This is a genomic window from Methylobacterium sp. D48H (assembly GCF_053345715.1).
In genome coordinates, this window is sequence record NZ_JBKFAP010000008.1 from 163,045 (window position 1) to 183,813 (window position 20,769).

Annotated in this window: 18 protein-coding genes; 5 read left to right on the forward strand and 13 right to left on the reverse strand. The window is 73.6% G+C overall.

All coding sequences use genetic code 11. From position 1 onward, the window contains the following. Window positions 1–27 precede the first annotated feature (27 nt). From ACLBX8_RS16150 to ACLBX8_RS16160, 3 genes are read left to right on the forward strand one after another with little or no spacing between them, the layout of a single operon-like run. A complete protein-coding gene (locus ACLBX8_RS16150) occupies window positions 28–777 on the forward strand; it encodes an amino acid ABC transporter permease (RefSeq protein WP_447698979.1) in 750 nt (249 codons plus the stop codon). After that, window positions 774–1,625 carry an amino acid ABC transporter permease gene (locus ACLBX8_RS16155; RefSeq protein WP_447698978.1) on the forward strand — a complete coding sequence of 284 codons (852 nt, stop codon included), beginning with the start codon at window positions 774–776 and terminating at the stop codon, window positions 1,623–1,625. Before ACLBX8_RS16150 ends, ACLBX8_RS16155 begins: the two co-directional genes overlap by 4 nt. A gap of 4 nt (window positions 1,626–1,629) precedes the next feature. Further along, complete coding sequence (locus tag ACLBX8_RS16160; RefSeq protein WP_447698977.1) at window positions 1,630–2,409, forward strand: amino acid ABC transporter ATP-binding protein; 780 nt, start codon at window positions 1,630–1,632, stop codon at window positions 2,407–2,409. 22 nt (window positions 2,410–2,431) lie between these two features. Here ACLBX8_RS16160 and ACLBX8_RS16165 read toward each other — a convergent pair whose 3' ends face one another. Genes ACLBX8_RS16165 through ACLBX8_RS16180 form a run of 4 tightly spaced genes read right to left on the reverse strand, consistent with a single transcriptional unit; the run spans window position 2,432 to window position 7,866 of the window. Further along, complete coding sequence (locus tag ACLBX8_RS16165) at window positions 2,432–3,322, reverse strand: polysaccharide deacetylase family protein (RefSeq protein WP_447698976.1); 891 nt, start codon at window positions 3,320–3,322, stop codon at window positions 2,432–2,434. Window positions 3,323–3,333: 11 nt separating this feature from the next. After that, entirely contained in the window at window positions 3,334–5,802 is a 2,469-nt protein-coding gene (locus ACLBX8_RS16170) for a branched-chain amino acid ABC transporter ATP-binding protein/permease (RefSeq protein ID WP_447698975.1), read from the reverse strand. Between the two features lie 4 nt (window positions 5,803–5,806). Next, window positions 5,807–6,676: a branched-chain amino acid ABC transporter permease gene (locus ACLBX8_RS16175; RefSeq protein WP_447698974.1), complete on the reverse strand. Its 870-nt coding sequence runs from the start codon at window positions 6,674–6,676 to the stop codon at window positions 5,807–5,809. Window positions 6,677–6,684: 8 nt separating this feature from the next. Further along, window positions 6,685–7,866, reverse strand: coding sequence for an ABC transporter substrate-binding protein (locus tag ACLBX8_RS16180; RefSeq protein WP_447698973.1), 1,182 nt, complete (start codon window positions 7,864–7,866; stop codon window positions 6,685–6,687). A 196-nt stretch (window positions 7,867–8,062) separates the two neighbouring features. Here ACLBX8_RS16180 and ACLBX8_RS16185 point away from each other — a divergent pair, with 196 nt between their 5' ends. Beyond that, window positions 8,063–8,479, forward strand: a complete 417-nt coding sequence (locus ACLBX8_RS16185) for a nuclear transport factor 2 family protein (protein ID WP_273559235.1) — start codon at window positions 8,063–8,065, stop codon at window positions 8,477–8,479. 10 nt (window positions 8,480–8,489) lie between these two features. Here ACLBX8_RS16185 and ACLBX8_RS16190 read toward each other — a convergent pair whose 3' ends face one another. Continuing rightward, entirely contained in the window at window positions 8,490–9,191 is a 702-nt protein-coding gene (locus ACLBX8_RS16190) for a GntR family transcriptional regulator (RefSeq protein ID WP_447698972.1), read from the reverse strand. A gap of 473 nt (window positions 9,192–9,664) precedes the next feature. Between ACLBX8_RS16190 and ACLBX8_RS16195 the strand changes: the two genes are divergently transcribed. After that, entirely contained in the window at window positions 9,665–10,090 is a 426-nt protein-coding gene (locus ACLBX8_RS16195) for a MucR family transcriptional regulator (protein WP_447698971.1), read from the forward strand. A gap of 44 nt (window positions 10,091–10,134) precedes the next feature. Here ACLBX8_RS16195 and ACLBX8_RS16200 read toward each other — a convergent pair whose 3' ends face one another. From ACLBX8_RS16200 to ACLBX8_RS16235, 8 genes are all read right to left on the reverse strand, one after another. Further along, the gene (locus tag ACLBX8_RS16200; RefSeq protein ID WP_447698970.1) at window positions 10,135–11,088 is read right to left on the reverse strand and encodes an alpha/beta hydrolase family protein; all 954 of its coding nucleotides are present in this window, start codon (window positions 11,086–11,088) and stop codon (window positions 10,135–10,137) included. Continuing rightward, the gene (locus tag ACLBX8_RS16205; protein ID WP_447715502.1) at window positions 11,085–12,329 is read right to left on the reverse strand and encodes an MFS transporter; all 1,245 of its coding nucleotides are present in this window, start codon (window positions 12,327–12,329) and stop codon (window positions 11,085–11,087) included. Before ACLBX8_RS16205 ends, ACLBX8_RS16200 begins: the two co-directional genes overlap by 4 nt. 129 nt (window positions 12,330–12,458) lie before the next feature. Next, window positions 12,459–13,382, reverse strand: coding sequence for a LysR substrate-binding domain-containing protein (locus ACLBX8_RS16210; protein WP_447698968.1), 924 nt, complete (start codon window positions 13,380–13,382; stop codon window positions 12,459–12,461). Between the two features lie 110 nt (window positions 13,383–13,492). Continuing rightward, window positions 13,493–16,468 (reverse strand): hypothetical protein, encoded by a 2,976-nt coding sequence (locus ACLBX8_RS16215; protein ID WP_447698967.1) that lies wholly within the window; start codon window positions 16,466–16,468, stop codon window positions 13,493–13,495. Continuing rightward, window positions 16,453–18,366, reverse strand: coding sequence for a hypothetical protein (locus tag ACLBX8_RS16220; protein WP_447715503.1), 1,914 nt, complete (start codon window positions 18,364–18,366; stop codon window positions 16,453–16,455). Before ACLBX8_RS16220 ends, ACLBX8_RS16215 begins: the two co-directional genes overlap by 16 nt. Next, the gene (locus ACLBX8_RS16225; protein WP_447698964.1) at window positions 18,363–18,815 is read right to left on the reverse strand and encodes a hypothetical protein; all 453 of its coding nucleotides are present in this window, start codon (window positions 18,813–18,815) and stop codon (window positions 18,363–18,365) included. Before ACLBX8_RS16225 ends, ACLBX8_RS16220 begins: the two co-directional genes overlap by 4 nt. Next, window positions 18,812–20,068: an AAA family ATPase gene (locus tag ACLBX8_RS16230; RefSeq protein WP_447715504.1), complete on the reverse strand. Its 1,257-nt coding sequence runs from the start codon at window positions 20,066–20,068 to the stop codon at window positions 18,812–18,814. Before ACLBX8_RS16230 ends, ACLBX8_RS16225 begins: the two co-directional genes overlap by 4 nt. A gap of 280 nt (window positions 20,069–20,348) precedes the next feature. Then, window positions 20,349–20,753 carry a DUF983 domain-containing protein gene (locus tag ACLBX8_RS16235; RefSeq protein ID WP_447715520.1) on the reverse strand — a complete coding sequence of 135 codons (405 nt, stop codon included), beginning with the start codon at window positions 20,751–20,753 and terminating at the stop codon, window positions 20,349–20,351. Window positions 20,754–20,769 lie beyond the last annotated feature (16 nt).

The window sequence follows — 20,769 nt, forward strand, 5'->3', positions numbered from 1 at the left end:
CGCGACAACACCGAGCGTTAGCCCGCGATGATCGCCACGATCCAGGCGTGGTTCCAGCAGCTCTACGAGACCACGGGCTTCAACTTCACGGTCTTCTACGATCCCTACGACTGGGACCGGTACGTGGCCGGCCTGCGGATGACGCTGCTCCTCGGGATCAGCACGATCCTGGCGAGCCTCGTCATCGGCGCCGTCGGCGCGCTCCTGCAGAGCGGGCCGTCGCGCGTCCTGCGGGCGCTGATCAACGGCTTCGTGGTGGTCTTTCGCAACACGCCGCCGCTCGTGCAGATCTTCTTCTTCTATTTCGGCCTCGGGACGCTGCTCCCGGACATCCGCTCGGCCGACGGCCTGCGCGCGCCGATCCTCAACAATGTCCAGTGGGCGATCATCTCGCTGTCGCTGTTCGCGGGCGCGTTCAACGTCGAGATCTTCCGCTCCGGCATCGAGGCGGTGCCGCGGACCACGGTCGAGGCCGCCGAGGCCCTGGGCTACACCCGCTTCAAGGCCTACCGGTACGTCGTCCTGCCGCTGGCCCTGCGGGTCTGCCTGCCGGCGCTCAACAACAACCTGATCAACCTCCTGAAGACCACCACACTGGCCTACGCCATCGCGGTCCCGGAGACGCTGTACGCGGTGAAGCAGATCTGGTCCGAGTCGCAGAACGTGCTGGAGATGATGCTGGTGCTGCTCGCGACCTACGCGGTCCTCGTCGGCGTGCTCGTCTGGATCATGCACCGCTGGGAACGCGCCCTGCGGATCCCGGGATACGGCCGATGAAAGCTGCCGATCCGCGGGGCGGGCGACCGGGCGACCTGCCGGTGCTGCTGCCCTTCGCGCTCCCGAAGGACCGCGCGGCGGCGCGCCTGCGCCCGGCCCATTTCTGGCTGCTGACAGCGCTCGCCCTCGTCGCCCTGCCGGCTTGGGCGCAGGGCGCGGCCCCCGCGCTGTCGCCGCTGGAGGTCGTGATCAAGTGGGCGCCCCTCCTGCTCACGGGCTTCGCGTTCAACGTGGCGATCTCGCTGATGGCGATGGCGATCGGCACGGTGGCGGGCATCGGGCTCGGGCTGGCCATGCTGGCCGAGGGGCGGATCCTGCCCCGACTCGCGTGGTGCGCCACGCAGGTCTTCCGCAACGTGCCCTGGCTGGTGCTGCTGTTCTTCGTGATGTTCCTCGTCCCGTTCCAGGTCACGGTGTTCGGCGTCCGCGTGCCGCTGCCCGACTGGGTGAAGGCGACCTTCGGCTTCAGCCTGCCGGTCATGGCCAACGTCGCCGAGATCGTCCGCGGCGCGGTGCGCTCGGTGCCCAACACCCAGTGGGAGGCCGCCGAATCCCTGGCCTTCACCCGGCGGCAGACGATGTGGCGCATCATCCTGCCCCAGTGCGCGAAGCGCATGCTGCCGCCCTGGATGAACGTCTACTCGCTCATCGCGATGGCGACCGTGCAGGCCTCCATCGTCGGTGTCACCGAGATGCTGACGCTGACCGCGCAGGTGCACGCCGCCGAGGGCGGCCGCCCCGAGCTGTTCGCGCCGCTCTACGGCTTCGCGCTGCTCTGCTTCTTCCTCTACTGCTACCCGATCGACCGGTTCACCGCCGCCCTGGAACGCCGCTTCGAGACCCGCTGAGACCATGACGCGCGCGACCCCGGCCGCCACCCCGTCCCCGAGCTGGACCCCCGATCAGCCGATCGTCCGCGTCGTCGACGTGCACAAGTCCTTCGGGACGTTCGAGGTGCTGAAGGGGATCAGCTTCGACGTCCGCAAGGGCGAGGTCGTCTGCATCATCGGCCCCTCGGGCTCGGGCAAGTCGACGCTGATCCGCTGCGTCAACGCCCTGGTGCCGGTGAGCGCGGGCTCGATCCAGGTCGAGGGGATCGAGGTGACCGATCCGCGGCTCGACAAGCTGGCGCTGCGCCGCAAGGTCGGCATGGTGTTCCAGCAGTACAACCTGTTCCCGCACAAGACGGCGCTGCAGAACGTGATGATGGCCCCCATCCACGTCCTCGGGCAGGAGAAGCGCGAGGTCGAGGCCCGGGCAAGGGCGCTCCTCGCCAAGGTCCGGCTGGCCGGCAAGGAGAACGCCTATCCGGGCGAGCTGTCCGGCGGCCAGCAGCAGCGCGTGGCCATCGCCCGCTCGCTGGCGATGCGGCCGGACGTGATGCTGTTCGACGAGGTCACCGCCGCCCTCGATCCGGAGACGGTCAAGGAGGTGCTGGTGACGATCCGGGAACTCGCCGAGGAGGGCATGACCTGCATGCTCGTCACGCACGAGATGAACTTCGCCCGCGACGTCGCCGACCACATCTACTTCACCGACCGCGGCGTGATCGTCGAGCACGGGCCGCCCGCGACCTTCTTCGCCTCCGCCCAGGACGAGCGCACGCGCCGGTTCCTGTCGCAGGTGCTCTGAGCCCGCCGGGGTCAGGGCCGCGTCAGCGCGGCGCGGCCTCCCGCGCCACGATGTGGTCGGCGATCGCCCCGGCGGTGGTGAGCCAGATGGCGTCGCGGCGGTCTGCGATGTGCCGGAGCGCCTGCCGCAGGGGCCGCAGCCGGTGCGGGCGCCCGACGATGTAGGGATGGAGCGCGATGCCCATCACCAGCGGCGCGCCCCGAGACTGCTCCAACATTTCTTCGAAGGCGTCGACGATGGCTTCGGCGAACTGGCGGCCCGTCTCCTTGCGGGCGACGATGGCGGGGATGTCGTTGAGTTCCTGCGGGTAGGGCACCGTCAGGATCCGGCCGCCGCCGCGGGTCGCGAACCAGGTCGGCTGGTCGTCGTGGTCCCAGTCGAGCAGGTAGCGGTATCCGGCCTCGGCGAGCAGGTCGGGCGTCACCCGCGACTGCGAGATCCAGGGCCCGAGCCAGCCGGCCGGCGGGCGGCCCTCCCGCGCGGCGATCTCGCGGGTCGTCTCGGCGATCAGGGCCCGCTCCGCGTCCTCGTCGAGGGTACCCTGCCGCTCGGCGTTGGTTCGCCCGTGGCCGACGATCTCGTCGCCCCGCGCCCGGAACGCCTCGATCAGCCCGGGGCAGTCCCGGTAGAGGTTGCTGTTGACGAGCACGCTCGCCGGCATCGCCAGAGCGTCCAGCATCTCGGCGATCCGCCACGCGCCGACCCGGTTGCCCCAGTCGCGCCACGCGTAGTTGAGCACGTCCGGCTGCGGGCCGCCCGGCGCCAGCTCGGCGCCCAGGCCCTCGCCGAACGCGAAGGTCTCGAGGTTGAGCCCGACATAGACGGCCAGCCGCTTGCCCTCCGGCCAGTCGTAGACCGGCCGGTCGGGGAGGGCGCTGTAGCCGTAGCGACCGTGTCCGGCATTCGTGTCCATCAGGGCCCCCCTTACGCCGCACCGAGATAGGCCGCTTCCAGCCCCTTGTCCGCCGACAGTTCCGCGGCGGTTCCGCGCGCGACGACCCGGCCCTGCTCCAGCACGTAACCGCGGTCGGCGACCGTGAGGGCCAGCGCCGCCATCTGGTCGACGATCAGGATGGTGACGCCCTCGTCGCGCAGTTCGGCCACGGTGGCGTAGAGGGCGTTGATCATCGCCGGGGCGAGGCCCAGCGATGGCTCGTCGAGGAGCAGGATGCGCGGGTGCGCCATCAACCCGCGGGCGATCGCCAGCATCTGCTGCTCGCCGCCGGAGAGCAGGCCCGCCCGGCTTGCCGCCCGGTCGCGCAGCCGCGGGAACCGGTCGAGCAGGCGCTCGACCTCGGCCGGGTCGATCGGCGACCCGCGCCCGAAGGCGCCGAGGCGGATGTTCTCGACGACGGTGAGCTCCGGGAAGACCTGCCGGCCCTCCGGCACCAGGACGAGCCCGCTTCTGGCGATCCGGTGCGCGGGCAGCGCCTCGACGCGCCGGTCGTCGAACACGACCGATCCCGCGACCGGGCGCAGAAGCCCCGCCAGCGCCCGCATGGCCGTGGACTTGCCGGCGCCGTTCGCGCCCAGCAGGGCGACGGTCTCGCCGGGACGCACGTCGAGATGGACGCCGTCGAGGACGGGCGCGGCGCCGTAGCCGGCGGTCAGGTCGAGGACCGAGAGGACGGCGTCCGCCGGTCCCTGCCACGGCGCGCTCCGCGGCCGGGCCGGGGTGTCGGCGCCGCCCAGATAGGCGCGCAGCACCGCCGGGTCGCGCCGGATCTCGGCGGGCGTGCCGCGCGCGATCGGGCGGCCGGCATCCATGACGAGGATGTGGTCGGAGATGCCCATCACCAGCGGCATGTCATGCTCGACCAGCACCACCGCGACGCCGCTGTCGGCGATCCGGCGGATCAGCCGGGCCAGCCGGTCGGTGTCGGCCCGCGACAGGCCGGCGGCGGGCTCGTCGAGGAGTAGCACCGCGGGGCTGCCGGCGAGCGCCCGGGCGATCTCCACGAGCCGCCGGTCGACGTGGGGCAGCTCGGCGGCCGGGCGGTCGAGGGCACCCCGGTAGCCGACGAAGGCGAGGAGCGCGGCGGCCGTCGCGCGGTCCCGCGCCCGCGCGCGGCGCCAGAGCCGGCCCGGCGCGAGACCGAGGGCGACGTTGTCGGCCACCGGCAGCGAGCCGAACAGGCGCGTGGTCTGGTAGGTGCGCGCGATGCCGGCGCGGGCGACGACGTGGGCCGGCCGCCCGGCGAGGTCGCGCCCGCCCCGCCGGATCGCCCCGGCGCTCGGGCGGTAGAAGCCCGAGACCATGTTGAGCACGGTGGTCTTGCCGGCCCCGTTCGGGCCGATCACGCTGGTGACCGCCGCCGGCCGCGCCGTGAGGTCGACGCCGTCCGCCGCCGTGATGCCGCCGAAGCGGATGCCGACGCCCTCCAGGACGAGGGCCTCGCGCGCCGCCGTGCCGGGCAGCGGTAACTCCCCGCTCTCCGGGGGGGCCGCCTCGTCGCGGCCCCGGGGCAGCAGCCGGGCGAGGCTGCCGACCAGCCCCGAGGGCACCAGCCACAGCACCGCCAGGGTCGCGATGCCGAAGAACAGCAGGCGGTACTCGGCGAGGCCGGACAGCGCCTCCGGCAGCAGCACGGTGACGAGGGCCCCGAGGAGTGGGCCGAGCACCGTGCCGGCGCCGCCGACGATCACCGAGAGGACGAACAGGATCGACTGCGAGAACGGGAACGAGCTCGGCGCGATGAACAGCATCAGCGGCGGCAGGACAGCCCCCGCGAGGCCGGTCAGGGCGGCGGAGATCGCGAAGGCCAGGGTCTTCACCCGGACCGGGTCGAAGCCCAGAGCCGCCGCGGCGACGTCGGCGTCGCGCACGGCGCGCATCGCCCGGCCGAGGCGGCTGCGGGCGAGGAGATCGAACCCGGCGAGGCTCGCCCCGGCCGCGAGCACCGCCAGCACCGCGAGGCCGGCCGCACTCACCGGCTCGCCGAGGAGGCTCGGCGCGTCGGTCACGACGAGGCCGTTCTGGCCGCCGGTCAGCTCGCCGCCCTCGATCAGGCCGTGCTCGACGATGAAGCCGAAGGCGATCGTCAGCATGGCGAGGTAGGGGCCCTTCACCCGCATCGCCGGCACTGCCACGAGGCCGCCGACGAGCGCCGCGATCAGGGCCGCCGCCGGGAGCGCCAGCCAGAAGCTGACGCCGTGGAGCGTCAGGATCGCGCTCGCGTAGGCGCCGATCGCGTAGAAGCCGGCCTGGCCGAAGGAGATCAGCCCCGTCAGGCCGAGGAGCACGTTGAGGCCGACGCCGGCCACCGTGGTCAGCGCCACGAGGGCGATGACGAAGTGGCTGTAGCCGGCGGTCAGCGCCACGAGGCCGAGCGCGGCGGCGGTGAGGCCGGCGATGCCGAGCCGCATCGCCGGGCCTGAGCGCAGGTACGGCATCGCGTCAGACCTTGTTGACCGCGGCGCGGCCGAGCAGGCCGTCGGGGCGCAGGGTGAGGGCCAGGATGATCACCGAGAACACCACGAGCTGCGTGTAGGTCGAGCCGAGGGTCGCGGTGACGCCGGCCTCGACCAGGCCGTAGAGCAGCCCCGCCAGGATCACCCCGGTGGCGGAGCCGATGCCGCCGAGGATCGCGACCGCGAAGGCCTTGATGCCGAACAGCGTGCCGAGCTCGGCCGAGACCGAGAAGAGCGGCGCGATCAGCAGGCCCGCGATGCCGGCGAGCACCGCCGAGAGCGCGAAGGCGCAGGCCACGGTGCGGCGCACGTCGATCCCCATCAGCCGGGCGGCGTCGGCGTTCTGCGCCACGGCGAGCAGGACACGGCCGAGATCGGTCTTCCGGAACACCGTGCGGATCGCGAAGGCCAGCGCGATCCCGACCACCGGGATCACGAGCTGCAGCGGGTAGATGCCGGTCCCGAGGATCTCCACCGGCTTCGTCGCCAGCGGGGACGGCAAGCTGCGCGGCTCCTTGCCGAAGGTGAACAGCACGGTGTTGTCGAGGACGATGCCGCCCGCCACCGTCGCGAGCAGCCACGCGTCCGAGCCGCGCGCCACGAATGGGCGGACCAGCGCCCGCTCGACCAAGAGGCCGAACAGGGCGCAGCCGGCGAGCGCCAGGACGATCGCGGCCGGCATCGGCCAGCCGAGGGTGACGCCGAGCGCGTAGGCCAGGACCGCGCCCAGGGTGACGACGCTCCCCTGCGCGAAGTTCACGGTCCCCGACACCGCGTAGGTCACGTGGAAGCCCAGGGCCACGAGCCCGTACATGCTGCCGAGGCCGAGGCCGCTGACGAGGATGGAGGTCAGCATCGCCGGGCTCAGTTGGTCACCGCGACGATCTCACCGTCCTTGAAGCGGGTGAACACGTAGTCGTTCGGGCCGAGCGCGTCGTGCTGGCCGGGGGCGAAGGGCGTGGCGTAGGTTTTGATCAGGCCCGGATAGGTGCCGATCTTGTAGAAGCCGTCGCGGACCTTCGGGCCCTCGGTGGAGCCGGCGGCCTGGATGGCGAGCGCCAGCAGGTGCGTCGCGTCGTAGGCGTTGGCGATGCCGACGGCGGGGGTGACGTCGGCCATCGACTTGATCGCCGGGTACTTGGCCTTGAGCGCGTCGAGCACCGCGCTCGCCTTCGGCGACGCGTTGCCCGCGAAGGTGAAGGTCTGGATGAAATGGACCTTGCCGGCGCTCGGGCCGGCGAGCTCGTCGAAGCGGCCGCCCGCCGGGCCCCAGTGCGAGACGACCGGCACCGACCAGCCCATCCGGTCCAGCGACTTCACCACCTGGGCCGAGGGGCCGACATTGCCGACGAGGAACAGCGCGTCGGCCCCGGCCTCCTTCAGCCGGGACAGCTGGGGCACCATGTCGACGTCGTTGGCCTCGTACTTCTCGATGCCCGCCGCCGGGAGGTTGGCCGCCTGCAGGGCGTCCTTGAGGCCCTTCTGGTTCGACTCGCCCCAGGCGTTGTTGACGAGGATCATGCCGGGCTTCTTCGCCCCGTAGGTCTTCACCGCGTAGGCGACGAGCGCCTCGTCGACGAGGGCGTCGACCGCGGAGACGCGGAAGGCGTAGTTGTCGGCGGCGCCGTTGCGGGTGATGCCGGTGCCGGCCGCCCAGGGGCCGATGAACGGCACCTTCATCTGGTTGGCGATCGGCACGATCGCCATCGAGACCGGCGTGTCGAGGCCGCCGACCACCGCGACGACGCCGACCCGCTGGATCAGCTCGCGGGTCGCCAGCACGCCCTTGGACGGGTTGGCCTCGTCGTCGCGGGCCACGAGTTCGAGGGGACTTCCGAGGACGCCGCCCTTGGCGTTGATCTCGTCGATGGCGAGACCGATCCCGCGGGAGATCGCCTCGCCGGATTTCGCGGACTGGCCGCTCAGGGCGGTCACGAGGCCGATCTTGACGGTGTCGGCCGCCTGCGCGGCCGAGACGGCGAGGCCGAGCAGGGCGCTCGTCGTCACCGCGAAGCGGCGCAGGGTCGGGGGCAGGAAGGAGGCCATGGCGTGTCTCCGGGAGCGGGGCGCAGCCTGCTTTGCGCAACCTCCATGCCACCAGGAATTGGCCGCTTCGGCCGCTGCACAGACCGGTGCCTGTATCGTCGGAGGCAATCTGTGCTCAATCTGGCGTCAAAGTGCATACACTTCCTGCATGCACGGGCCGGCCTTTTGCGGCACGTTGGGCCGACAGGAGGCCTGCATGACTGACGTGACCCAAAGCGCGGCGACCGCGCGCGACGCCGCCAACGTGACCGCCTATCTGGAGGCCTCGATGGTGCCGGATCCCGAGACGGCTGCGCGCTACATGGCGCCGGGCACGCGGATCGTGTTCACCGGCGCCCGGGTGTTCAACCATCCGTCCGAGGTCACGGCCTTCAATGCCGGCCGCTACGCCTGGGTGAAGAAGCGGATGGAGCGGCTGGATGTGGTGCCGGGCGACGGCGTCACCACGGTCTACAGCCTCGGTACCCTGTACGGCGCGTGGCCGGACGGCACCCCGTTCGAGGGCAACCGCTACGTCGACCGCTTCACCGTGCGCGACGGGCTGATCGTCGGCATGGAGGTCTGGAACGACAGCGCCGAGCGCCTGCTGACCAAGCACGGCCTCACGGCCTGACGCGGCGGGCTCAGGCCCCGCCGCCCGCGACGTAGGGCGCCAGCAGGCGTGCCAGATCGCGCTCGCGCGGGGCCGGGGGCACGATCCGCGCCCGGTCGGCGACCGCGTCGAGGTGGTGGTCCATGAGCGCGGCGGCGCGCTCGGCGTCGCCCGAGACCAGGGCGGCGACGATGTCGCGGTGCTCGCTCACGGCGCAGTCCGAGGAATGCGGGCGGCTGTAGAGGGACAGGATCAGGGCGCAGCGATAGCCGAGTTCCGCGACGTAGCGGGTCAGCACGGCGCTGCCGGTCATCTCGGCGAGCATCAGGTGGAACTCCGTGGCGAGCCGGATCGACAGCGCCTCGGGGCCGCCCCGTGCGGCTTCCTCGCGCGCGATCTGGTCCAGCAGGATCTGACGCTGCTCCGCGCTGAGCCGCCCGGCGAGGCGGCGCACCACCAGCCGCTCCAGGCCGAGGCGCACGTCGAAGGTGTCGCGCGCCTCCTCCCAGCTGGGCGTCGCCACGACGGCGATGCGGTTGCGGCGCAGATCGACCAAGCCCTCGCCGGCCAGCCGCAGCAGGGCCTGCCGGGCGATGGTGCGGCTCACCCCGAACCGCTCGCCGAGGGCGTCCTCCGGCAGCCGGTCGCCGGGGGCGAGCGCCCGTTCCACGATGGCCCGCCTCAGGGCCTGGCAGATCGCCCCGACGCGATCGCCCTCGTCTCCCGCCTTCATGGACGGCGTCCGGACTCTGTCGCCCGTGTCCGTGCGGATTGATCCGTCATGATCCTCTCTCGACGCGATCCGGCGCCCCGCATCCGGTCCCGTGCCGGCTGGGCTCTTCGCAGACCTGGGACCCGAGGTGCAACGGTCGCGCCAGCGTCGTCGGCGACCGTCCGCCGTGCGCGAATTCCGCCGATCGCGCCTCCATCCGCGTCCGTGGGTGTCCCGTACGGGACCGGCGCGACCGCTTCCGACAGGCTCGCCGCCACGGACGTGTCGCAGATCCAGTCCAGCAGCCTGTCCGATACCCAGATCCGCGGGGAGGATGAAGCCCCTTTCTGGTTGAGAAATTTTGTAGCCATTGTTTCTATAAGTAGAATAGTGGTCACGATGTTCTTTTTTGAAGCTCAATCAAGATGACGGATTGACATGCGAAAATTGATATACAACTCTCATAAGGTGCATTTAGAGGGGGAATGGCAGGTATGCTACCTGAGGTTGGTGCCGGTGCGGGAGAAATTTCTGACTCGTCCTTGAGAAATTCCATCAAGATCGTCTGCGCCTACGTGATCCGGAATCCGGTGTCCCCTGTTCAACTCTGTGAGATTTTAGCCAGTACGTACGAAATGCTGAGCCAGATCAGCGCGGGACCGGCGCGCGCGGTCGCGACGCCCGAGGCCGCCACCGCGCGGGAGATCCGCGCGTCCATCCAGGTCGAAGGCCTGATCAGCTTCATCGACGGCAGGTCCTACAAGACGCTCAAGCGTCACCTGACGGCTTACGGGCTGACACCGGAGGAATATCGCGCCAAGTACGGGCTGCCGCGCGACTATCCGATGGTGGCTCCGGGTTACGCCGCCAAGCGCTCGGAGATCGCGCGATCGCTGCAGCTGCGACACAGGGCGGGATAGGCCCTCTCAATCGCGTCCGAAGCGGTTCGTCGCGATACGCGCGGTCAGGCGGGGATCGGGCGACCCGGATCGATCACGGAGTCCGGCCAGGGATTCTGTCCGTCGCTCAGCCAGCGCAGCGTGTCGGCCCAGAATCCGCCGCTCCTGCGCGCGTGGAACAGGCTGACATGGCCGGGCGCCTCCGCGCCGATCGCGGACGCGGTCACCTGTACCTGGATGCGCGGGCTCGACACGTAGTAGCCGAGGCCCCGGCGGATCGCCGCCGGCGTGCCGAACGGGTCGTCCGGCGTACCGACCGCCAGGATCGGGGCGCGGACGACGGCGAAGCGGGCGAGGAGGGCCGGGCGCTCGGCGGCCGGGTAGCTCGCCTCCATGCGCCGCCCGCGGAATGCCCACTCGTAGGCCACGCCGGCCGGCAGATCCTCGAGCCATCCGAGCCGACGGCCGGGAAAGTAGCCGACGACGGCGGTCACGCACGGCATCAGCAGGTGCCACTTCGCGATCATGCTGAGCCTCTCGCGGGCGCGATAATCGCGGCGATAGGCGAATTGCGCGCCGACGGTGAGGATGCGGTCCACCGCGCCCGCGGCCTCGGCGAAGCCGGGGAGGAAGCCGCCGATGCTGTGACCGACGACCGTGAGCGGCCCCGCCTCGCGCTGCCGAATCCATCGGACGGCGGCGTCGAAGTCGAGCTCGCCCCAGTCCCGCCAGCGGATGGCGGATCCCCTCAGGCGCGCGGGCCGCGAATCGCCGATCCCGCGGTAATCGTAGGTGAGCACGACGAAGCCCCGCTCGGCCAGGAACCGCGCGTAGGCGTGGTAGTAGCGCGCGCGGACGCCGGTCGCGGGATTGACGACGATCGTGCCCCGGCCCGGCGGTCGGCTCGCCTCGGGCCGCCAGAGGTGGCCGCGGAGCCGGTAGCCGTCGCGGCAGGCGATCGTCACGGGTCGCGCGTCGACACCCGCGGTCGCGGCCGGCGCGTGGCGGACGGGCGTCATCGGACCCCCTCGGCGGTGGCCGCCGGGACCGGACGATCGTCGATCGGGAGGTGGAGGAGCGCGGCGATCAGGCCCGCGAGGGCCGTGGCGAACCAGACCGCATCGTAGGATCCGGAGACCTCCAGAACCACGCCCCCCAGCCACGCCCCGAGGAACGAGCCGATCTGGTGGCTGAGGAAGACGATCCCGAACAGCGTCCCGAGGTGACGGATCCCGAAGACCCGCGCCACCAAGCCGCTCGTCAGCGGGACCGTGCCCAGCCAGGTCAGGCCCATCACGGCCGCGAATGCGAGGACGACAGCCTCGGATTTCGGCGCGACGAGGAAGGTGCCGATCGCGGCGGCGCGGATGAGGTAGAGCCAGACCAGGACGTGCTGCGGCCGGTACCGGCCTCCGAGCCAGCCGCACCCCCAGCTCCCGGCCATGTTGAACAGGCCGATCAGCGCCAGCGCGGTCGCGCCCAGGCCCGCCGGCATGTGGCAGAGGTCGAGGTACCCCGGAAGGTGCGTCGCGATGAAGGCGAGCTGGAAGCCGCAGGTGAAGAAGCCGAGCGTCAGCAGCCGGTAGCCCGGGTGCCGCCACGCCCGCAGGAGCGCCTCGGACAGGCTGACGGCCGCCGAAGAGCCGTCGGGCACGCCGGCGCGGGGCGCGCGGTCGAGCGCGACACCGAGCGGCGCGAGCGCGACGATGATCGCCGCGAGCGCGAGGAGCCCCGCGCTCACGCCCGCGACCGCGGTGACGGACTGCGCGAACGGGACGAGCAGCACCTGGCCGAGCGAGCCGCCGGCGCTCGCGAGGCCCAGAGCCGCGCTGCGACGCTCCGGTGCGGAGGCGCGACCGACCGCGGTCAGAACGACGCCGAAGCTGGTGCAGCTGATCCCGATCCCGACCAGCAGCCCCAGGCCGAGCAGCAGCGTCGGCGCCGTCGGCGCGAGCGCCGTCAGGACGAGGCCGCCCGCGTAGACCAGTGCGCCGAGGGCGACGACCGGCGCGGCCCCGTAGCGGTCCGCCGCCGCGCCCGCGAAGGGCTGCGCGAAGCCCCAGACGAGGTTGTGCAGGGCGATGGCGAGGGCGGTCGTCGCCACCGGGATGCCGGTCTCGAGGGAGAAGGGCCCGATAAACAGCCCGAAGGTCTGCCGGATGCCCATCGCGCCGCTCAGAACCAGGCCGGCCGCGACCGCCACCGGCACCACCGGCAACCCGCCCCGTCGCCCTGCGCGCGCGCGCCCGATCGTTGCCATCGCGGCCTCCGTTGGCTGTCGCCTTCGGAGACGGTCGCAGCCGGTGGCCGGCGCGACAAACGAGAAGATTTCCACGGGCAGTGAACGGCGCTCACGGGCGGGGCGCGCCGTCCCGGTCCCGTCGGGCTCTCAGGCGGCGCCGGTCGGGAAGCGCCGCTTCTGCTCGGCCGCGAACCGGCGCGCCTCTGCCAGCAGCCAGGTCCGGAACAGGTCGGGCTCCTGCCGGTCGTCGCCCTCGGCGCTCACGAGCCAGTGGGAGGTCGCCGCCGGGACGGCGGGGCCGACCCCGACGAGCGTACCCTCGCGCAGCTCCCGGTCCATGAGCGCCCCCCGGCCGAGGGCGACGCCGAGGCCCGCGGCCGCGGCCTGGAGCGCCATCGCGAACGTGTCGACGTGCAGGGTGTCGGCCGAGGCCAGCTCCGCCGCCCCCGACGCGTCGCTCCAGGCCTGCCAGTCCTCGGTCGCGGAAGTGACGTGGATCGTCGTCGCGCGCCGGAGGTCGAGGGCGCCGTCCGGACCGGTGACGGCCCCGTGCTGGGCCGGGCTGCAGACGGGGAGCAGCCAATCCTCGAACAGGCGGACGCTGCGGTGGCGCGGAGTTGGGATCCGGCCGAGACGGAGGGCGAAGTCGAAGCCGTCGATCGGGAAGCCGACCTGCCGGTGGGAGGTGTCGATCCGGATCGCGATCTGCGGGTGGCGGCTGCGAAAGGCCGGGAGCCGGGGCAGCAGCCACCGCGTCGCCAGGGTCGGTGCGCAGCTGATGGCCAGGGTCATGCCCGATCGCGGCGTGGGCAGGCGGCGCGTGCCGATCAGGATGAGGGACAGCGCCTCGGACACGTAGGTCAGGTACTCGGCCCCCTCGCGCGTCAGCGCCAGCCGGCCCGGCTCCCGGACGAACAGCTTGACGCCCAGCGCCTTCTCGAGGCCGACGATCCCGTGGCTCACGGCGCTCGGCGTCAGGTTCAGTTCGGACGCCGCGCGGGCGAAGCTGAGATGGCGGCCGGCCGCTTCGAAGAGCCTGAGCGTGGAGAGGGGAGGCGTGCGGGGCCGCATGGGATCGTCGGGGTGAGCCTGCCGGTCGCCGGGGCAGCGACGTCGTCGTCCGACGGGGAAGCTAGCCCGGATGGTGTCGCGTGCCCAAGGCTGTGCGCGAGCCCGGCCGGTCAGATCAGGCGCAGGGTCACCTGTCCGGTGACGGTCTCGAACACGATCAGGCGACCGCGCTCGTCGAAGACGGCCGCGGCGTCGCCCTCGAGAGCGAAGCGCGCGCGCAGGCTCCCGCTGCCCTGCCACAGGACGGCCGGTCCGCGGATCCGGTTCGCGCCGGGCACGCCGGCCCAGAGCGTCCCCTCCTCGGTGGCGGTCGCGGCCCAGAGGCGGCCGTTCTCCGCCGCGACTAGGCGCGGCGGATCCGCGGGCTCCGCGCGCGCGGCGGCCTCGATCAACGCGCGCTCCTGCTCCCGGGAGGCCGTCGTGAAAGCGTGGGGATGCGCCCGCAGGTGCGGATGCACGCCGGTCCCCTCGAGGGACCAGGCGACGGCCTCGGTCAGGCCGAGCACGCCGACGCCGCGATCGGGCGGCGTCCAGAACCGGCACGTCACCGCAAGGGTGCGGGAGGACAGGCTCCACCACTCGATCAGGCCGTCGTGCCGGGCGTAGATCAGGGCGCTCGCGTCCGCGAAGGCAGCGAGCAGCAGCGGCCGGCCCGGTTCGGTCATGGGCAGGCGCCAATGGTGCGCCAGGGCGCCGTCGGAGCCGGGCGCGCCGCCCGCGCGACCGAGGAGCGAGGCGGTGTCCAGCCGGACGAGCGCCTCCCCGTCGAAGACGAGCCAGCCGGTCTCGTCCGCCTGACCATGCCAGTGCGTGATCGGCAGGGGACCGAGCGGCAGGAGCCGTCCGGTGCCGGCGTCGAAGAGCTGGACGTCGGGGCCGTCGAGCGTCTCGCGCAGAACGAGGGCCCGGTCGCCCGCGCCGAGACACGCGAAGCCCGTCAGGCCATCCACCTGTCCCCGCCAGCGCTCGCGGCCGGCGCGGCCGAGGAGGCGCACGAGCCCGGAGCGGTAGCCCAGGAGCAGCCGCCCGCCCGACAGGAGCGCGGCATCGGCGATCTCGGCCAGCGCCGGGCCGTCAGGGACGACGAGCGGGCCCGCCAGGCGGGAGGCGGACGGTGCGGTGCGCGTCCTGAGCTGCCGGAGATGCTGGCGCAGGGCGACCTGTCCGCCGGCTTCCGCGAGGCGCCCGGCGAGCCGGGCGCGCTCCGCATCGTGGCCGAGGATGCCGTCATCCGCGGCGAGGCGGCGCGCGAGGCCGCGGCAGAGGAGCGCGAAGGCGGGCGTCGGCGGCCGCACCGGACCGCCCTCGAACTGCGCGTCGAGCAGGAGCGCGGCCACCGCACTCCGGCGCGCCGCCGCCTCGGCCCCGGTCCCGCTCACCAGGTCCGTGAAGGCGGCGTGCAGCCGGTCGCCGTCCCGTCCCTCCCAGGACAGAGCGCGCAGGGCCCGGGCGAGCGGCGCGGCCGGCACCGGCGTCTCGGCGTCGAGGGCTTGCCGGATCCAGTCCAGTCGTCGCTCGGCCAGAGCCGGCAGGCCGAAGGTGACCGCGGCGGCGCGATCCAGGGCGCCGATCCCGACGAGGCGCGCGACCCAGGCCTCGGCCAGGACCGGTCGGAACGGATCGTCGGCCTCGAGTTCCTTCCAGAGCTCCGCGTGGGCCTCGTGGCGGGCGGCGAGTGCCAGGGCCCGCTCGGTCTGCCCCGCCCGGAACCAGAGCGGGACGGTCGTCGCGGGCGGGAGGCGGCGCGCCTCGGCCAGACGGGCTGCGGTCTCGAGGCGCCCGGATTCCGCGAGGAGGCGCACCGCCTCGTGCGGGTTCCCGACCAGGCTGTCGAGCACGAAGGCCGCGCGTTCCGTGTCGCCGCGTCCGGCCATCGCCGCGGCCTGCGCGCGGTAGAGCGCCGCGAGCCGGATCTCGTCCGCGGGCGCGAGGCTCAGTCCGCTCGCCCGCTGCGGCCCGAGATCGAGGTCGAGGCTCCTGCGCAGCCCGGGCCCGGTCAGGGGCAGGTCGGCGAAGGCGCTCCCGCGCCGCGCCGCGCCGCCGAGACCGATCGCCCGGTACAGGGCCTCGTCGACGCGCCCCGCCGCGAACAGCCGCTCGACCTCGGTGAGCCGCCGGGCATAGAGGCGGCGAAGATGGGCCGCGTAGGGCGAGCGCCACGCGAGCCACGCCGCCGCCCGGCGCCAGATGGGCGTGCGCCCGGTGCCGGTCGCGGCGGGCGGGCTGGCCGAGGGCGCAGCCGCCTCACGCCCGGCCCGCGCTCCGCGACGCCAGAACGCGAACCACGCGAGGACGAGAAGGACCAGCACCGGCAGCGCGAGGCTGCCCCAGTGGGCCGCGGCGGCCCCGTGCTCCGCCGTCGTCCGGACGTTCTCGGCGAAGCCGAGCACCATGGCGCCGACCATGATGGAGGCCAGCAGGACGACGTAGGCGGTCCAGAGGAGCTCCAACGCGCCGCCGATCACGCGCCGGCCGCGGGTGACGAGATCGCCGAGGACGTGCTTCGTCCGGCGCCGCGGCCGCCGGGTCACGGCGTCGCGGACCGGCGCGAGGGGGTCCGCGTCGGCGACGAGGGCGGGGGCGCTGACGAGGCGGCGCGCCGGCGGCGCCGGTCGCAGGACCGGCAGGCGTTCGGCCGGATGCACCGCGATCGCGTCGAGATCCCACCAACCGGCGATGTCGAGACTGGCGAAGGCCGCCAGCGGCTCGGCGGCGAGGCGTCCCCCCGTCATGTGGACGACATGGTCCCGCAGGGCCGCGGCGACGGGCGGCTCCGGCTCGGCGAGGGGCACGGCGGTCAGGATCCCGGCACTGCGCACGACCGGCAGGACCGGTCCGAGGGCCGCGCAGTCCCGCGTGACGGGCGCGGCGAACAGCACGAGCACGCGATCGCCGCGTGCCCGCACCTCCGCGGCGTGCTCGAGCCAGGGAAGGAGCCGGGCGCGCCAGTCCGGCCCCGCGGGGCCGCGCGCCATCAGGATCCCGTCGAGGGGGATCGTGCCGGCATGCACCCAGCCGCGCGGGCGCAGGGCCGCGAGCGGCTCCCGGGCATCGGGGACCGGCGGCGGCCTCAGGCGCCCAGGCACGGGACGGTTTCCGCGAACGCGCCGAGATCTCTCAGGTGGGACCATCCGCGGTCGAGCTGGCCGAAGGCGAGCGCGGCGACGAAGCCCGCGGCGTCGCACCGCGCGGCCGCGATGCACGGGACGGCATCGGCATCGACGGCGACGCGCACCGCCTCGAGGGTCGCGTCCGGAAGCGTCAGGGGATCGCCCGCCGCCGCGCCGTCCGGGGTCCGGAACGTCAGGCGCGCCGATCCCGCCTCGTCGTGGTCGAGATGGAGGGCGAGGAGGCTTCCGACGGCCTGGGCGCGCACGCCGTCGTACGGGGGCACGATGCCGATGATCCGGCCCTGCGGCCCGAGGTGCGCGACCGCTCCGTCCGCGGCGTTCACCACGTGCCAGTGCCCGCTCGCCTGCTCGATCCCCAGGGTGGGCTGCCCGCGCACCGCGCAGAGGGCGAGGCCGCCGCCCGGCCGCAGCGATCCGGCCCGGCCGGGGAACCGCGCCACGACCTTCCCGTCGGAAGGCCGCCGCGCGATCACCCCGTCCGCGCGATCGCGCATCAGCAGACCGGCGGGCGTAACCGCGAGGGGAAGCTCGCCCGCGAGCGGCGCGTACTCGATCAGCCGCGTCTCCGAGACCAGGAAGGCCGTGCCGTCGGCCGCCAGGAGCCAGGACCGGTTGCGGCGTTTCAGCGTCCCGAGGGGCGGCAGAACCGCCTTCGGCAGGCGCCGGCTCACCAGGGGATGGTCCCGCGGGATCCGCCGGTCGAACGTCGCAGCGGCGCCCGAGCGGTCGAAGGTCCAGCTGCGGAGCGTCAGGCGCGCGTCGTCGGCGTAGACGTTGAGGCACGCGGCCCGGATCCGCGACCGGCCGACGGCGAGCCCCACGAGGCGCTCGTGGGGTGCGACCGGCAGGCGCAGCGCGCCGGAGGTGCCGGTGACGGGGACGATGAGGATGCCGTCGGGCCGCGCCACCAGGAGGTGCTCGCCGCAGGGCGCGAAGGCCAGCCCGCGGGGCGCCCAGTCCGGAGGCGCCGCGCTCCGGTCGGGCGCGGACCGCCGGGACGGCGGGCGTCCGGGAGCCGGACGGGGCCGGAACGGGTCGCGCAACAGCGCCACCGCCTCGCGCTCCGGCGGGAGGTCGAGGCGCGCGGCGGCGACTTGGCCGGTGGCGTCCAGCACGGTGACGTCGGCGGCCACGGCGAGGCCGTCCGGCCCGAGACGCGGCCGCTCCACGATGGTGATCCGCCGGCACGGCCGCGCCGCTTCGGGCAGGTCGGACCCGCCGATGAGCCAGAGGCTGGCGCCGGGCCGCCCGGCCGCGCGGGTCGCGACCGGCTCGGCCACGACCCGTTCGAGTTCGACCGCGTCGAGGGATGTGGCGGCGCTCTCGCGGAGAAGGATCGCGGCGTCGGACCGCTTCAACGCGCCGAGCCAGCGCCGCTCCGGCGTGGCGGTCGAGGCCCAGAGCAGGCGCGCGCCGCGCCGCCGGGCGAGGCCGGCCAGGCAGAGCAGCGCCGCGAAGGCCACGAGGCGGGGGGCGCCGAGGAGTTCCGGCCCGGCATCGACCACGACCAGCACGGCGCCCGCATCCGCCGCCTGACGGTAGACCGGCTCCAGGGTCAGCAGGTCGCGCTCGGCCGCGCGCTGCAGGAAGGCGTCCGGATCGAGGTCGCGCCAGAGCCACTCCGAGGCGACAAGGCGCTCGATCCCACCGCGGGTTCCGAGGTCCCCCAGCCCGTCGATCTCGCCCTGCGGTTGCCCGCCCGCGCCGTCGGCCCGCTCGACGAGGGGCCGCAGCGCCTCGACCAGCGCCGCGAGGATCCGCAGATCCGGTTCCGCCATGTCGGAGAAGAGCGCCGTCCACGGTGCGAGCGCCGGCGGAAGGGTCGTCCGCGGACCGGTCGACGCGGCGCTCACGCCGCCTCTCCCAGGCGGCCGGTATCGATGTCCGGCACGGCGCGCGAACCGGCGAGGTCGAGCAGGCGCAGGGTTTCGCCGTCGGGAACGAGCAGTGCCGGACCGCCCATCCCGTGCCGGTCGAGCAGGCGGCGCGCGACCTCGGCGCGCCAGGGCGCTGGCACGGCGAGGCGGCACCCGAAGGGCAGGAGCAGCGGCCCGTCGGCCGCCAGCCACCCGAGCGGCGTCGCGCACCAGGGCAGCGCCGGCCGGCCCGAGCCCGTGTCGGGGGCGAACAGGACGGCCTCGCCGCCCGCCAGCGCGAGGCGCAGGGTGGCGTAGCGGCCGATCCGCGGGGCGATCCGCGCCAAGAGACCGGCCGCGTCGCTGCGGGTGAGGCGCAGACCCACCGGCGAGCCGCCGTCCGCCGGCATCAATCGCAGGGGAAGACGCGCCGGATCCTGGATCACGCCGGAGTCACGCCCGCGACCGGTGCCCGGCAGCGCGTCAGCAGCGCGTCCCGCGCCGCGGCGAGGGCCGGCGGGCGCTCCTCCGCCCCGAAGGCGGCGTCGATCTGCACGAGGAAGGATTCGGCGCGGACCAGCCAAGCCTCGAAGGCGGGGGCGGTGCGGTCGTCCGGGGCGGAGGCGGCCAGAGCCTCCCCCTCCCTGGCGAGGTCCGCGGCCCGCGCGGCCGGACCGTAGCCCGCCGCCTTGGCGGCCGCGGGCAGGACGGGGCTCGCCGCGGCGCCGAGCTCGACGCGCAGCAGGTCGCGGGCCTCGTCCTGCGCGATCCGGTCCTGGACGAGGTGGATCACCGGCCACAGGTCGGCCTCCTCCGCGGCCGTCCGGCCCGCGATGAGCGCCGCCGCCGCGACGAGCGACTGGCCCCGCACCACGCGCCGGTCGCTCAGCCGCACGCCGCGGGCGCGCAGCTTCCGCACCACCTGCGCGTAGGCAGGCCGGACCGGCGCGAGGTCGATCCGCGCGGCGGCCTCGGCGAGCGCGTCGATCTCCGCGAGCGTCAGCGGCGCCTCCCCGTCGCCGGGTTCGACGGACGCGACCGGATCGCCGGCGAGCAGGGCCTCCAGGTCGGTGTCGGCCAGGGGATCGACGAAGGCCGTGACGAGGAAGCGGTCGGCGAAGGCCGCGAGACCGGGATCCTCCGGCAGGGCGTTGCTGGCGCCGACGCAGCAGCGCAGCGGGACGGCAGTGTCGAAATGCCCCCGGCGGTAGCGGCGCTCGTTCAGCACGCCGAGAAGCGCGTTCAGGATCGCGGTCGAGCCGAGGAAGACCTCATCGAGGAAGGCGAACTCGGCCTCCGGCAGCATGCCGGAGATGTCCGGCCGCAGCTTGCCCGCGCGCAGGGCTTCGAGGTCCAGCGGGCCGAACAGTTCGGCCGGTTCCGTGAAGCGTCCGATCAGGTACTCGAAGCAGCGCGCCCCGGTCCCGGCGGCGCAGGCCCGCACCGCGGCCGACTTGCCGGTGCCGGGCGGTCCGATCAGCAGGAGATGCTCGCGCGCCACCAGCGCGAGGTGCACCAGCTCCACCACGTGGCGACGCCCGACGAGGCCGCGGGCCGCGCGGCCGATGGCGCGCTCCAGGCGTTCGATCGCGGTATCGATAACCCCCCTCCCGTCAGGTTCGGCCCGCTCGCCGCGACAGGGCGATCGGTCGCGGTGCCATCCCGCCCCGCGCCGTCGAGCCGGCGGCGGGCGCCTCACGGAGCCCGTCCCGTGACGTGAGAAGCGGCCGGACCGAAGACTTTCCTGCGCGGCCGCGCGTCCCGATCACCGGCATCCGCCGAGATGCCAAATCTGCCCGTGTACGCTTCCCACTATCGTCGCGCAGCCTCGGCGCCGGGACGATCACGCGAAACATTCTGCCCACGAGATATCCCGGAATACTCTGATTCCGCGAGGCTAGCCCGGCGGTCGACTTCCGGTCAACGTGCCGCGACCGCCGCCTGACCATCGCGGCGGCGCGCACGCACCGGCGACGCGGTCAGTCCCGCGACGTCGGACCGGAGACCGGTGCCTTCGGGACCGCGAGGCGTCCCTCCTCGGCCTTGTTGATGTACTGGCTGGCGATGAAGAGCCCCTTCAGCGGCCGGATGATCGGCACGCAGGCCAGGAGGAGCAGCGGCAGCGTCACCACGGCGTGGACCCAGAGCGGCGGATCGTAGGTGAGTTCCAGCCAGATCCCGAAAGCGGTGACGGGGAACGCCATCGTCATCATGATGAAGAAGGCGGGCCCGTCCGCCGGATCGGCGAAGCCGTAGTCCAGCCCGCACGCCTCGCAGCGCGGCCGCAGGGTGATGAAGCCGTCGAACAGGCGTCCTGTCCCGCAGCGCGGGCAGCGGCAGCGCAGGCCGACGGACAGGAGCGATTGGTCGGTGGTCCTCTGCATCATCGACGGTCCTGAG

Bases quoted from the DNA above. Each gene is read 5' to 3' on its own strand.
- ACLBX8_RS16150 (WP_447698979.1), top strand. From the start codon at position 28: ATGATCGCCACGATCCAGGCGTGGTTCCAGCAGCTCTACGAGACCACG.
- ACLBX8_RS16155 (WP_447698978.1), top strand. From the start codon at position 774: ATGAAAGCTGCCGATCCGCGGGGCGGGCGACCGGGCGACCTGCCGGTG.
- ACLBX8_RS16160 (WP_447698977.1), top strand. From the start codon at position 1,630: ATGACGCGCGCGACCCCGGCCGCCACCCCGTCCCCGAGCTGGACCCCC.
- ACLBX8_RS16165 (WP_447698976.1), bottom strand. From the start codon at position 3,322: ATGGACACGAATGCCGGACACGGTCGCTACGGCTACAGCGCCCTCCCC.
- ACLBX8_RS16170 (WP_447698975.1), bottom strand. From the start codon at position 5,802: ATGCCGTACCTGCGCTCAGGCCCGGCGATGCGGCTCGGCATCGCCGGC.
- ACLBX8_RS16175 (WP_447698974.1), bottom strand. From the start codon at position 6,676: ATGCTGACCTCCATCCTCGTCAGCGGCCTCGGCCTCGGCAGCATGTAC.
- ACLBX8_RS16180 (WP_447698973.1), bottom strand. From the start codon at position 7,866: ATGGCCTCCTTCCTGCCCCCGACCCTGCGCCGCTTCGCGGTGACGACG.
- ACLBX8_RS16185 (WP_273559235.1), top strand. From the start codon at position 8,063: ATGACTGACGTGACCCAAAGCGCGGCGACCGCGCGCGACGCCGCCAAC.
- ACLBX8_RS16190 (WP_447698972.1), bottom strand. From the start codon at position 9,191: ATGAAGGCGGGAGACGAGGGCGATCGCGTCGGGGCGATCTGCCAGGCC.
- ACLBX8_RS16195 (WP_447698971.1), top strand. From the start codon at position 9,665: ATGCTACCTGAGGTTGGTGCCGGTGCGGGAGAAATTTCTGACTCGTCC.
- ACLBX8_RS16200 (WP_447698970.1), bottom strand. From the start codon at position 11,088: ATGACGCCCGTCCGCCACGCGCCGGCCGCGACCGCGGGTGTCGACGCG.
- ACLBX8_RS16205 (WP_447715502.1), bottom strand. From the start codon at position 12,329: ATGGCAACGATCGGGCGCGCGCGCGCAGGGCGACGGGGCGGGTTGCCG.
- ACLBX8_RS16210 (WP_447698968.1), bottom strand. From the start codon at position 13,382: ATGCGGCCCCGCACGCCTCCCCTCTCCACGCTCAGGCTCTTCGAAGCG.
- ACLBX8_RS16235 (WP_447715520.1), bottom strand. From the start codon at position 20,753: ATGCAGAGGACCACCGACCAATCGCTCCTGTCCGTCGGCCTGCGCTGC.